Consider the following 12,997-nt stretch of genomic DNA (forward strand, 5'->3'; position numbering starts at 1 on the left):
CAAGAAAGAGTCTGACTTGTCAGACTCTGGCGCTGACGCGCCGTCACTTTAGTGACATATTCCTCTTAAGCGTCATGTGCATCCTGCAGGTCGTGCTTTTTATTATATAGGGGAGTTCGTAGAACTCCCCTATATAATAAAAAAAGAGCCCTGCTTCCAAGATAAAAGTTCATCTTTTCTTCAGGGCCCCGCAATCATCTAATCTTAATTACCAAATGCTTCCTTCTCGTCTGCACGGAATTTCTCAATTCCCTGATCGGTTAAAGGATGCTTTGCCATCTGCATCAGCACGCTAAAAGGTACCGTAGCAATGTCCGCTCCTGCTTTTGCGCAATCGATGATATGAATGGGATTGCGTATGCTTGCTGCAATGATTTCCGTCTCAATTCCATGTATTTCGAAAATATCTGCTATGTCACAAATCAAATCAATTCCTGGCATGGAAATATCATCAAGACGACCTAAGAACGGAGAAACGTAAGTAGCTCCTGCTCTTGCAGCCAACAGCGCCTGAGCTGCGGAAAATACCAAAGTCACATTGGTTTTAATTCCCTCTGCAGTAAGTACCTTTACGGCTTTTAGCCCTTCTGTTGTCATAGGGATCTTTACTACCATGTTCGGATGAATGGCAGCAATCTCTCTTCCCTCTGCGATCATTCCTTGTGCTTCTTCCGTAGAAGCTTTTACCTCTCCACTAATTGGTCCGTCAACAATGGAAGTGATTTCTTTAATAACTTCATTAAAATCACGGCCTTCTTTGGCAATCAGGGATGGATTGGTGGTAACACCGCAGATGATGCCCATGTCGCTTGCTTTTTTTACGTCTTCCGTATTTGCTGTATCTACAAAAAATCTCATGGCAATTCTCCTTTGTATCGTTCATTCTATGTACTAACTTATCTTACAGAATTCAATCTTTTCCCCACTGGGTCCCAAAAAGAGAAAGAAGCGGTTGGTGCGAGGTGCAAACATCTCATTAGATTCAATGCCCTTGGAAATAAGGGTATGTCCCTGTTTTACAATCTCATCATAAGCTTCCTCAAGATTCTCGCAGGTCATGGCAATATGATCGATATTGCCGATAGGTTTTTCATCCTTGCGTCTGGGGTAAAATTCTATCACGCAGGTTCCGCACTGAAGCATTCCCCTTATCCCTCCATCTACTAGCCGGGTAAATCCCAGATTTTCATAAAATGCTTTTGTTGCCTCCGGGTCATCGGTAGGAATTGCCACATGGGCAATTCCTGATGGTTTGTTCTTCAGCATGACAAGCCTCCTAAGCCAAAAGACTCTTTACATATTCTGCAATTTTTTCATCCTTGCAGTTTGCAAAGAAGAGCTCCTGAAACTTTTCACCACCGATGGAACCTTTTACAAGCTCTTCATCAAGACCTTTTAAACAGGTTAAAATATCTTTTAAATTATTTTCTCTAACTACATCTAAGATTTTTTTATTTCTCTGCTCTGGGATTGCACGTTCTCTTGGATATCCCTGGCCACTGGCTTCTGAGAATAATTTCTCAAAGGTATATTCAAGATTTAACTCTGCTCCCCAGCCAAATCCTTTTGCAAAAGGCATTGCAATGGCATTGCCATCGTTAATCTGTGCGAACATATATCCATCACTTGGATCGCATACATGGCCGCAGATCACGCCTGGAAAACTGTTTAATGCCAGCATGGCACCTTCTCCAGTTCCACATCCGGTTATTACATAATCGGCTGCACCGGAATTTAAAAGGATGGCTGCAAGAATTCCGTTTTGTACATAAGTAAGGGAACATGCATCCTCTGGGGAGTACATTCCATAGTTATCCACTTCATAGCCTTTCGCATCTGCTACTTTTTTTAAGCTGTTATAGATCAATTCATTTTTAGCCGCCTGGCTGTTCTCGTTAATTAATGCAATTCTCATGCTTCCAACACTCCTTTTATCTGATGATATACCTGATTTTCGCTCAGCCCGTATTCTTCTAAAAGTTCTTCTGGTTTACCAGATTGACCGAACCGGTCCTGAACACCAATCTTTTTAAATGTGACATTACACGTATGTTCAAGAAGAACGTCACCAACTGCATCACCAAGTCCGCCGATGGTGCTGTGTTCCTCTATAGTTATTACTTTGCTGCATTTTGACGCAAATGTCAAGATGCATTCTTTATCAATTGGCTTAATGGTATGCATATTGACCACTGCAACGGATTTTCCTTCCGCCTCAAGTTTCTTTGCACACTCAAGGGCGGTGGAGACCATGATACCACAGGCAAATACAACCGCATCAATACCATCTTTTAATACATTTGCTTTCCCGATGACAAAAGGCATCTCCTCTTCAAATACAGGGCTTGGAAGTCTAGCCAGACGAAGATAAGCTGGTCCTTTCATTTCTGCCACTGCATTTACCGCACGATGGGTTTCACTTGCATCACATGGAACAACTACCGTCATGCCTGGAATTACACGCATGAGAGCCAGATCTTCAATAGCCTGATGGCTTCCACCATCTTCTCCAAGGGTGATTCCCGAATGTGTCATGCCAAGCTTTACATTGAAATTTGGATATGCTACGCCATTTCTCACCTGCTCATAGGCACGTCCTGCACCAAAGATAGCAAAGGTACTGCAAAACGGTATGTATCCCATCGTAGAAAGCCCTGCGCTCATATCAACCATATTGGCTTCTGCGATTCCTGCATTGAAAAACCGCTCCGGAAACTTTTCTGCGAAGGTTGCTGTCATGGTGGCATGGGCAAGATCTGCATCCAAAACCACTACCTTTTCATTTGCTTTTCCGAGTTCCGCCAAAGCTTCCCCATATGCTACTCTAATTGCCTTATATTCACTCATGTCTTAACCCTCCAGTTCCTTTAATGCTAGCTGTCTCTCGTCTTCACTTGGTGCCTTCCCATGCCAGCCAACCTGGTTTTCCATAAAGGAAATGCCTTTGCCTTTTACGGTGTGTGCCAGAATGCATTTTGGCTTTCCTTCCATGGTGCTGAGGGAATATGCAGCAAGCACCTCTTCTAAATTGTTTCCATCTGGAAGCTCCAAAACGTGAAAGCCAAATGCCTTAAACTTGGAATGAAGATCACCAAGGGACATGACTTGATCATTACTTCCATCGATTTGAAGACCGTTGTTATCTATAATAATGGTAAGGTTATCCAGTCTATAATTGGCTGCTGCCATGCAAGCTTCCCAAACCTGACCTTCCTGAAGCTCTCCATCACCCAAGAGGGTATAAACCTTGGTGTCCTTTTTCTGAGCCTTGGCTCCAAGAGCCATTCCAACTGCGATAGAGATCCCCTGACCCAAAGAACCGGTTGACGCATCGATACCCGGAACTTTTTTTGCATCCGGATGCCCTTGTAAGATACTGTGAAGCTGTCTAAAATTCTTAAACTCTGATTTATCGAAAAACCCCATCTCTCCTAATACTGCATAGTAGCAGGGAGCCGCATGTCCTTTACTTAACACGAAGCGGTCACGGTCCTCTTTATCCGGATTCTTTGGATCGATCCGCATCTGGGTGTAAAACAGTGCTGCCATTATCTCTACTGCGGATAAAGAACCGCCTGGATGACCACTGGCTGCGTCAGCCGTCATGTTTATAATATCTTTTCGCATATCACTGCATTTTTTCTTTAACTCTATTATGTCCATCATGTAATTGTGCCTCCGTCTTATTTATGAACGATCACTTTTTTAGTGATCCTCTCTTTTTTAAGTAATCCACGTATACTGCTCCAAGGATAACAATTCCCTTTACTACGAACTGCCAATAGCTGTTTATCTTAAGCAGATTCATTCCATTGTTTAATACTCCGATGATCAGTACCCCTACCATGGTACCGCCCAAAGTACCGATACCGCCGTTAAAGCTAGTACCGCCAAGAACGGAAGCTGCAATGGCGTCACGCTCAAACCCTTCTCCTACGGATGGCTGGCCAGAATAAAGTCTTGCTGCTAATACAATGCCTGCAAGGGCCGCCATCACTCCACTGATGACAAATACTCTTACCTGAATCCATTTGGTATCTACGCCTGCATATCTTGCCGCTTCTTTATTTCCTCCGGTGGCATATACGTGACGGCCAAAGGAGGTACGGTTCATAATAAAATAAAGGATAATAAAAGCTCCAATTACGAACACAACCGGAATCGGAATTCCAAAAACACTGCCAACCCCCATGTTGTTAAACACCTCGTTGTTTGACTGGGCTGGCTGACCTCCCGTTAATATGTAACTAATTCCACGAACAATAATCTGAGTGGAAAGCGTTACGATAAAGGCCGGAAGTGTGGTATGGGATATAACAAATCCGTTGAAAAATCCAATGACTGCACCAAACATCAGAGGAATTAAGATGCAGACGATTAAGGGTAAACCTGCATTGCCACACCGAACTGCAATTACACCAGCAGCAGCAACTACGGAGCCCACGGATAAGTCAATGCCCCCGCAGATTAAGACACAGGTAATACCAAATGCAATGAAACAATTGACACAGACCTGACGTAATACACTGAACAAGTTATTTTTAACAAGAAAGGTATCCGTCGATATGGATAATACGATACACAGGAATACCAATGCGATCATGGCTGCCATATTTCGTTTCAGCCAGATAAAAAATGGATTGATAACCCACAGGCTTGGTGCCTTTAACTGAGGTGTCTCTGCTTGATTTTTCCTGTTTAACATACTGAATGTTCTCCTCCTACTGCATATGACATGATGGTTTCCTGGGATATTTCTGTTTCCTGCTGATCCAGGACCCCTGCCAGACAGCCTTCCCGCATAATTGCAATCCGGCTTGAGTTGTTGATAATCTCAGGAAGCTCCGAAGATATCATAATAATAGAAACTCCTTCTCCTGCCAGCGTGTGCATTAGCTTATAGATCTCAGCCTTTGCACCGACGTCAATGCCCCTGGTGGGTTCATCAAGAATTAACACTTTGGGTTTGGCAGCAAGCCATTTGGAAATAACAATTTTCTGCTGGTTTCCTCCGGAAAGTTCTCCTGCTAACTGTTCGGTAGAAGCCATCTTAATGGAAAGCTTTTGCTTAAACTCATCGACAATCTCTGTCTCTTTCTTTCTGTCCACTCTCAGATGATTTATAAATTCAGAGAGCACCTGGAAGGTTAGATTTGTCCCAATGCTGTGCTCCAGGAATAATCCCTGTTCTTTACGCTCTTCCGGCACCAGGGCGATTCCTGCACTTATGGCATCTCTTGGCTTTGTAATGGAAAGCTTCTCTCCCTCCATCCATACCTCACCAGATTGTATGGAATCGATTCCAAACAAGGCGAGAGCTAGCTCCGTCCTTCCAGCTCCAACCAAACCAGAAAATCCAAGAATTTCTCCTTTTTTCAAGGTAAAGCTGATGTTAGATACCTTTTTCGTGGTCAGGTTCTTAACTTCCATGATGACAGCCCCACCAACCACCCGCTTATTCCCATAGATGTTGTTAAATTCCCGTCCTACCATCATACTGATTAATTCATTTTCCGTGGTCTCATTTGTATTTCTGGTTCCGATAAACTTGCCATCCCTGAGAACTGTTACGGAATCGCAGACATTAAAGGTTTCTTCCATACGATGAGAAATATAAATCATGGCAACACCAGCATTCTTAAGACGTTCAATCTGTGCAAACAGGTTTTCGGTCTCGCTGTGGGATAAGGAAGCGGTAGGCTCATCAAGAATCAGGATCTTTGCTCCTTCATTGACTGCTCTTGCTATCTCAATCATCTGCTGCTGTGCCACGGATAAACCACGAATCAGCATACCAGCATCCAACATGAGTCCTAATTCATCCAAAGCTATTTGAGCTTCCTGCTTCATCTTCCGGTAATCCACCATCTTAAAATGGTTTTTAGGCTCTCTCCCCAAAAATATATTCTCTGCTATGGTCATCTCAGGGACATTGGTAATCTCCTGATGAATGAAGCTGACTCCGTATCTTCTGGCATCGTCCACATTCCGTATAACTGCTTCTTGCCCATCCATGAAAACAGTACCTGAATCTGCGCTGAAAATACCTCCAAGAATTTTCACTAGAGTCGATTTTCCTGCGCCGTTTTCTCCCATAAGGGCCCGGACTTCACCGGGCCTTATGGAGATACTTACTCCGTCAAGTACAACATTGCGGCCAAACGCCTTGGTAATATCTTTCATTTCGAAAACATATTCCACTGACATGTTTTTCACTCCTGTTCTGCATTCTTACCTCAAGTCACACCCATTACGGATTATTTGTCCACATTATCCTTTGAGATAATAGACATTGGTACCACTACCTTCTCTTCAATGGTCTTTCCTGTAAGCAGGCTGTATGCAGTTTCAATACACATAGTTCCAATTCCTGCCGGGTCCTGAGCGGCAGAGGCAACCATTTCTCCAGAACGGATAAAGCCTTTGCCTTCATCAGAACCATCAATGGAAACTACTTTGGTATTTTCTAATCTTCCCGCTTCCTTAAGGGCTGCAATAGCTCCTCTGGCTGTTGGATCGTTAATGGTGAAAACACCGTCAATCACTGGGTTTGCATTGATAAAATCTATCATGATTGGCTGAGAGTAATCAGACTTTGGCTTCTCTACATCCTTTGCCTGAATAATCTGAATGTCAGGATATTTTTTTAATTCTTCTTCAAAGCCAATCTGACGGTCATAGCATACTTCTGTAATGCTGTATGTAATTTCTACTACTTTGCCTTTTCCATCTAAAGCTTTTGCCAGAGCTTCTGCACAAAGCTTACCAGCGGCTTTGTTGTCAGATACAACGGTACACTGAACCAATTCTGGATTCTTTACGGAAGTATTGAATGCGATGACTGGAATTCCAGCTTCCTTACAAGCCTCAAGAGTTGCTCTTACACCTTCTGAATTAATGGCTGAAATGCAAATCACATCACACCCCTGATTGATCATATCGGCAACATCATTCATTTGTTTGTTCTGATCTCCAGCAGCATCTTGTATGATCAGTTCATCGTTTGGACCTGTCAAAGCTTTCTTCATGGCATCCTTAATCTGAATAAAGAATACATTGGTAAGATCTGGTGCGGATACACCAATCTTAATTGGCTTGCCTTCCTTTGTTTCTGCTACTTTTCCTGCCTCTGTTACAGCCGTCGTGGCTGCTGCTTCTACTGATACTTTTGTTTCCTTCTCCGCAGTTCCACAAGCTGACAATGAAAATGCCATAAGAACAGATAAAGCGATTGCTGCAATTCTTCTCATAATAATCCACCTCTCAACATTTGTAATACATAGTATATTTTTTCATATACGGTGTATTTGTCCCCTATTTTTTGTTACTATTGCCAAACACATTGTATGATATCTTTCTTAATACGTTCCCGGGTATGTATTATTGTATGCTGTCATACAATATCAGCATCTTCATAATACATCTTTACTTAAAATTTGTCAATCAGAATTTAAAATATATGCACATTACACAATGTGTCCTATGTTTTTGCAAACAAAAAGAACCGAAAAGCTTCTTAACTCGGCTTTCGGTTCCTATATTTTTTCCATTATTTCATCTCTATCATACAATCCATAGTAATATGGACTTCTTCCTGTCCGATCACTCTATCTGGTTAACGTTTTATGATTACATCCATATCAATATTGATAAGTGAGATATGTCGTTTCGCATAAAGCTCTGCTACTTCCTCATCTCTTGCCTTTATAGCGTCTACAATATCCTGATGAGCTTTTATAGCGTTGCGTGCATTTTGGGGTACCTGAAATGTCTTTAGGCGGAAATCTCTGATGCATTCATCAATTTTCTTGCAAATAAATATCAGCATCTTATTACGGCTGCATTCCACAATATGCTTATGAAACCGCTCATCATACTTTGCCATTCCAGCTATGTCTTCCTCCTCCACAGCCCGGATGAAACGCTGATGAACCCGCTCTAACTGCTCCAGCTCCAAATCCGAGGCACGTCGTGCAATCAATCTGGCGCACAAAGGTTCCACTGCACTTCTCACTTCAATATAATCTTTTAATTCCACTTCATTTTGCAGAAACCACTCTGCCAGTTCTTCTTGTCCAAGTTCTTTTTTGCTTACTAAGAATGCTCCCCGTCCAGGCTTTATCTCAACCAGTCCTCTGGCTTCAAGAATACGGAATGCTTCCCTGACCGTACCGCGACCAACAGATAGATTCTCGCACCATTCCTTTTCTGTAGGTAATTTTTGTCCGACCTCTGTTCCGTCAGATGCAACAAAATCTTTCATGCTATTTACGACCTGCTGCACAATCGGGACTCTGGAAACCTCTGCCATACAATTGCCCCCTCTTTCTTCCTATCTTTCATCAAATGATAACGATGTCATACAATTATTGTACCACATTTCCATAAAACTGCAAACAGATTCCAATTTTTTGTCATTTCCCCTGTACTCATCGGACAATTTTACAAAAAAGGGCAACCGGTCCACCCTTATCCAAGCCTCCACGTAGGGAGAAACTGGAAAGGGTGGGACCGACTGCCCCGATTCACGCATCAATTAGATGGATGCTCCGTTTGATTCAATTACATCTTTGTACCACCAAAATGATTTCTTCTTATAACGATTCCCTGTTCCGGTACCGTCATCGTTTCGATCTACATAGATATAGCCGTAACGTTTTTTCATTTCAGCTGTGGAAGCGCTTACTAAGTCAATGCACCCCCATGATGTGTAACCCATTACCTCTACACCGTCGTGTATGGCCTCTTTAAGCTGTTTTAAATGCTCCTTTAGATATTCAATCCGGTAGTCATCTAAAACGGTTTTCTCTCCAGAACTTAAGGTAACCAGTTCATCTACCGCTCCAAGTCCATTTTCTACAATGAACAAGGGGAGTTGATACCTGTCATACAGTTTATTTAAGGTATAGCGTAGTCCCATAGGGTCAATCTGCCAACCCCAATCAGAGGCTTTCAGATATGGATTTTTATATCCCCTGGATAGATTTCCTCCAGTAGAAGTCGCAAGCTCGGTATGAACGGTTTCACAAATACTGGAATAATAGCTAAAGGAAATAAAATCAACTACATTCTTTAATAGTTCCTGATCTTCTGGTTCCATATGAATCTGGATTCCAAAGGAAGAAAAAAGGTGCAGGAAAAAGGCTTTCCTGCCTTAATCTGCACCTCTTAAATTCTTAGAAACGGAATTTATCTTCAAAATAAGATTTTAATTCTGCAATTGGAACTCGAACCTGTTCCATGGTATCACGGTCACGAACAGTCACTGCGTGATCTTCTTCGGAATCAAAATCATAGGTAATGCAGAATGGAGTTCCGATCTCATCCTGTCTTCTGTAACGCTTACCAATGTTTCCTCTATCATCAAATTCACAGTTGTAATATTGACGCAGTTCACCAAATACCTTCTCTGCACCTTCATTCAGCTTTTTGGACAGAGGCAGTACTCCGATCTTAACTGGAGCGATGGCAGGATGAAAACGAAGAACGGTACGAACATCGCCTTCTGCAATCTCTTCTTCATCGTATGCGGCACATAAGAATGCCAAAGTCACACGGTCAGCACCAAGGGAGGGCTCGATTACATATGGAATGTAGCGTTCCTTCTTTTCATCATCAAAATAAGTAAGATCCTGGTTGGAGGTGTTCTGATGCTGAGTCAGATCGTAGTCCGTTCTGTCAGCAATTCCCCATAACTCTCCCCAGCCAAATGGGAATAAGAATTCAATATCAGAGGTCGCTTTGCTATAGAAAGAAAGCTCTTCTTTGTCATGGTCTCTCACACGCATCTCATCTTCCTTGATACCAAGGTTCTGTAACCAGCTTACACAAAAATCCTTCCAATAGGAGAACCATTCTAAGTCAGTATCTGGCTCACAGAAGAATTCAAGCTCCATCTGCTCAAACTCTCTGGTACGGAATGTGAAGTTACCTGGTGTAATCTCGTTACGGAAAGATTTACCGATCTGTCCGATTCCAAACGGAATTTTCTTTCTTGAAGTTCTCTGTACGTTCTTAAAGTTTACAAAAATACCCTGAGCTGTCTCAGGTCTTAAGTATACGGTATTCTTAGCATCCTCTGTTACGCCCTGGAATGTCTTAAACATTAAGTTAAACTGACGGATATCAGTAAAATCATGTTTGCCGCAGCTTGGACAGCAGATATTGTTATCATCGATGTATTTTTTCATCTCTTCCTGAGACCAGGCATCTACGGATCCTTCGATGGTGATGTTTTTCTCAGCCATGTAATCTTCGATGATCTTATCCGCACGGAAACGCTCCTTGCAGGACTTGCAGTCCATAAGTGGATCGGAGAAACCGCCCAGATGTCCAGATGCGATCCATGTTTGGGAATTCATTAAAATAGCGCAGTCAACGCCCACATTATAAGGACTCTCCTGAATAAATTTCAGCCACCATGCTTTTTTTACGTTGTTCTTAAGCTCAACACCTAAGTTACCGTAATCCCATGTATTGGCAAGACCGCCGTAAATCTCCGAGCCAGGATAAACAAATCCCCTTGATTTTGCAAGTGCTACAATCTTTTCCATTGTCTTTTCCATGATCTTAACCTCTCTTATTTAAAAATGATGTAATTTTTTCCCTCTGACGTCTGTACTGTATGCTGATCCTTAATGACAACGTTCTTTGAAACAAATAACAGCTTACCTTCTGTCTGTATGGTGACAGGACTTTTCGCCTCTATCACAACCGCATGACTTCCGCTCTTACTTGTCAAAGCTTTCTTTTCCGCTTTCTTTCCATCGGAAGCCTTTAAAAACTCTACTCCCTCTGACTCCGCCTTCCCTGAAACTTCAGAGAACGTGGTGACGGAAAAAGAATCCACCTGATTATCCTTATCCTCATACTGAGAGACAAAATTCACCAGATCTTTACTGGAACTGTACTGGAATATCATTCTGGCAACGCCTTTTTCCATGCTGCAGGATTCCAGTTTTACTGCACCTTCTCCATTGGCCTGGTTGTATGACAAAGCAGTTTCATCCAGATATGCTTTTAGCTCATCTGCATTGTAATAATCCTGCTGCTCATAGGTTTCCACTGTTGCTGTTTGAAGACCTCCGGTTCCTGTTACATAAATCCTGCTGCTTTCCGCATTCAGGACACTGTCACCAGTTCTGCCAAGGCAACCTGTCAGCATCCCTGCAACAATGAGAGCTGCCAGAGCCGCTTTCCTTTTTTTCATCCATCTTCCTCCTGCATTGAATCTGCAGTGAAGCGGGCGAAGCCTACGGTTTTACCCGCTGGCAGGCACTCGCCCTATGAATCAAGACACGAAAAAGATTTCTTATGTGCAAGCACAACGAAATCTTTTTCATATCCTGACCCGCACTGCTCATAGCATATGCGAACATTATACCAAATGCTGCCTTTCATTTCAATACTTTGATTTCCATCATGGTCTGCAAAATCTCCAGGGAATGAAACTCTCTGTCGATAAAACGTTTTTTATTCATCTCCACGCAACGGGCAAATTCCTCTAATACCTCCTCTGTGAGAGTAAAGGTATAAAGATGTTCCGCCGGAGAAGCAATGACATATTCCCAGGCATAATTGGCAGAATCGCTAACGGGTCTTGGAGGAACTTCTGTATACTCTCCGTTTAAGACCATTGCTTTTAATTCAAACACCCTCTGAACCAGCTCATTTTTCAGGGCAGGTTTTAAGAGTGCCCGGACGGATTGGTATAAGAGCTTTAGAAGTCCTGTGGCGTCCTCATTTTCTCTTGCATAAAAATCAACCAGCTCAAGAAAATAAGAACCATAACAGGTTCCTTCCATATCAAGAGCCAGATCTTCAAAATAATTGGAAATATCCGCCGAACGAAGGGAATAGGAATCCCTGCCTTCGTACAGCGAAAACTGTCCGAAGGCAAAGGGACGGCTAATGCCCATCAACTGATTGCCCGGTCTTCTTGCTCCCCTGGCAAATGCAGTGATCTTTCCTCTTTCCTTTGTGAGTATTACAAGGCGCTTATCCATTTCTCCTACCGGGGCAACTTTTATTACCATCCCCGTCAGCTTTTCGACTTCTTTCAATCCCTGCCACCACTTTTAGATATCGTTTTGATTGTATCCATAATTCTTCATATACATCTCACTGTCTCGCCATTCTTTTCGAACCTTGACCCAGAGCTGCAGATTCACTTTTGTTCCCAGTAGATTTTCGATCTCCTTACGAGCCTGAATTCCGATTTTCTTTAACATAGCGCCATCTTTACCGATGATGATACCTTTGTGAGAATCTCTCTCGCAAATGATATTGGCTTCTAAATCAAACATTCCATTCTCTCGTTCCTTCATCTTCTCTACGGTTACTGCGATTCCATGAGGAATCTCATCCTTTAAAAGACGCAGTGCCTTTTCTCTGATGAGCTCTGCAGAAATCTGACGCATAGGCTGATCCGTTACCGTATCCTCGTCGTAATACTGAGGTCCATAAGGAAGGTATTTGTAAATCAGATCCAGCATCAAGTCTGTATTTTTATCCTTTAATGCAGAAACTGGCACGATTTCAGCAAATGGGCAGATGTCCTTATAGGTATTCATAAACGTAAGAATCTGTTCCTGATTCTTTAGTGTGTCGATTTTATTAATAACTAGGATCACAGGAGTTTTCACATTGGAAAGCTGCTCTGCAATATGACGTTCCCCAGCACCGATAAAGGTTGATGGCTCTACCAGCCATAAAATAACATCTACCTCTTTTAAGGTTCTCTCTGCCACGTTTACCATATATTCCCCAAGCTTATTCTTGGCCTTATGAATGCCAGGTGTGTCAAGGAAAATAATCTGTCCTCTTTCATCCGTAAAAACAGTCTGAATCCGGTTTCTTGTAGTCTGAGGTTTATCAGAGGTAATAGCAATCTTCTGGCCGATCAAATGGTTCATGAGGGTGGACTTACCCACGTTTGGGCGTCCGATGAGGGTAACAAACCCCGATTTATAGTTGGCTTCCATATAGTTCTCCTTTG

13 protein-coding genes and 1 pseudogene are annotated in these 12,997 nt (G+C 42.6%); all 14 read right to left on the reverse strand.

Annotated features, from left to right (window positions below):
* Window positions 1–204 precede the first annotated feature (204 nt).
* A complete protein-coding gene (gene fsa, locus BET01_RS09175; protein ID WP_120196503.1) occupies window positions 205–858 on the reverse strand; it encodes a fructose-6-phosphate aldolase in 654 nt (217 codons plus the stop codon).
* A gap of 33 nt (window positions 859–891) precedes the next feature.
* Window positions 892–1,266 carry a VOC family protein gene (locus tag BET01_RS09180; RefSeq protein WP_120196504.1) on the reverse strand — a complete coding sequence of 125 codons (375 nt, stop codon included), beginning with the start codon at window positions 1,264–1,266 and terminating at the stop codon, window positions 892–894.
* Window positions 1,267–1,276: 10 nt separating this feature from the next.
* Window positions 1,277–1,915 carry an RpiB/LacA/LacB family sugar-phosphate isomerase gene (locus tag BET01_RS09185; protein ID WP_120196505.1) on the reverse strand — a complete coding sequence of 213 codons (639 nt, stop codon included), beginning with the start codon at window positions 1,913–1,915 and terminating at the stop codon, window positions 1,277–1,279.
* Window positions 1,912–2,847: a transketolase family protein gene (locus tag BET01_RS09190; protein WP_120196506.1), complete on the reverse strand. Its 936-nt coding sequence runs from the start codon at window positions 2,845–2,847 to the stop codon at window positions 1,912–1,914. Before BET01_RS09190 ends, BET01_RS09185 begins: the two co-directional genes overlap by 4 nt.
* 3 nt (window positions 2,848–2,850) lie before the next feature.
* Complete coding sequence (locus BET01_RS09195) at window positions 2,851–3,663, reverse strand: transketolase (RefSeq protein ID WP_120196623.1); 813 nt, start codon at window positions 3,661–3,663, stop codon at window positions 2,851–2,853.
* Window positions 3,664–3,697: 34 nt separating this feature from the next.
* The gene (locus BET01_RS09200; protein ID WP_120196507.1) at window positions 3,698–4,705 is read right to left on the reverse strand and encodes an ABC transporter permease; all 1,008 of its coding nucleotides are present in this window, start codon (window positions 4,703–4,705) and stop codon (window positions 3,698–3,700) included.
* Window positions 4,699–6,207: a sugar ABC transporter ATP-binding protein gene (locus tag BET01_RS09205; protein ID WP_120196508.1), complete on the reverse strand. Its 1,509-nt coding sequence runs from the start codon at window positions 6,205–6,207 to the stop codon at window positions 4,699–4,701. Before BET01_RS09205 ends, BET01_RS09200 begins: the two co-directional genes overlap by 7 nt.
* A 50-nt stretch (window positions 6,208–6,257) precedes the next feature.
* Window positions 6,258–7,250, reverse strand: a complete 993-nt coding sequence (locus BET01_RS09210; protein ID WP_120196509.1) for a sugar ABC transporter substrate-binding protein — start codon at window positions 7,248–7,250, stop codon at window positions 6,258–6,260.
* 365 nt (window positions 7,251–7,615) lie between these two features.
* Entirely contained in the window at window positions 7,616–8,311 is a 696-nt protein-coding gene (locus tag BET01_RS09215) for a FadR/GntR family transcriptional regulator (protein WP_120196510.1), read from the reverse strand.
* A 225-nt stretch (window positions 8,312–8,536) separates the two neighbouring features.
* Window positions 8,537–9,127 (reverse strand): annotated as a pseudogene (locus tag BET01_RS09220) (family 1 glycosylhydrolase); the annotation flags it as partial.
* A gap of 49 nt (window positions 9,128–9,176) precedes the next feature.
* Complete coding sequence (locus tag BET01_RS09225) at window positions 9,177–10,565, reverse strand: glycine--tRNA ligase (RefSeq protein ID WP_120196512.1); 1,389 nt, start codon at window positions 10,563–10,565, stop codon at window positions 9,177–9,179.
* A 14-nt stretch (window positions 10,566–10,579) separates the two neighbouring features.
* Window positions 10,580–11,209 carry a hypothetical protein gene (locus BET01_RS09230; RefSeq protein WP_120196513.1) on the reverse strand — a complete coding sequence of 210 codons (630 nt, stop codon included), beginning with the start codon at window positions 11,207–11,209 and terminating at the stop codon, window positions 10,580–10,582.
* 187 nt (window positions 11,210–11,396) lie between these two features.
* Window positions 11,397–12,035, reverse strand: coding sequence for a DNA repair protein RecO (recO, locus tag BET01_RS09235; RefSeq protein WP_408610160.1), 639 nt, complete (start codon window positions 12,033–12,035; stop codon window positions 11,397–11,399).
* Window positions 12,036–12,077: 42 nt separating this feature from the next.
* The gene (gene era / locus BET01_RS09240; RefSeq protein ID WP_120196515.1) at window positions 12,078–12,983 is read right to left on the reverse strand and encodes a GTPase Era; all 906 of its coding nucleotides are present in this window, start codon (window positions 12,981–12,983) and stop codon (window positions 12,078–12,080) included.
* Window positions 12,984–12,997 lie beyond the last annotated feature (14 nt).

It is taken from the genome of Lacrimispora algidixylanolytica (assembly GCF_003609635.1).
Classification (GTDB): Bacteria; Bacillota; Clostridia; order Lachnospirales; family Lachnospiraceae; genus Lacrimispora; species Lacrimispora algidixylanolytica.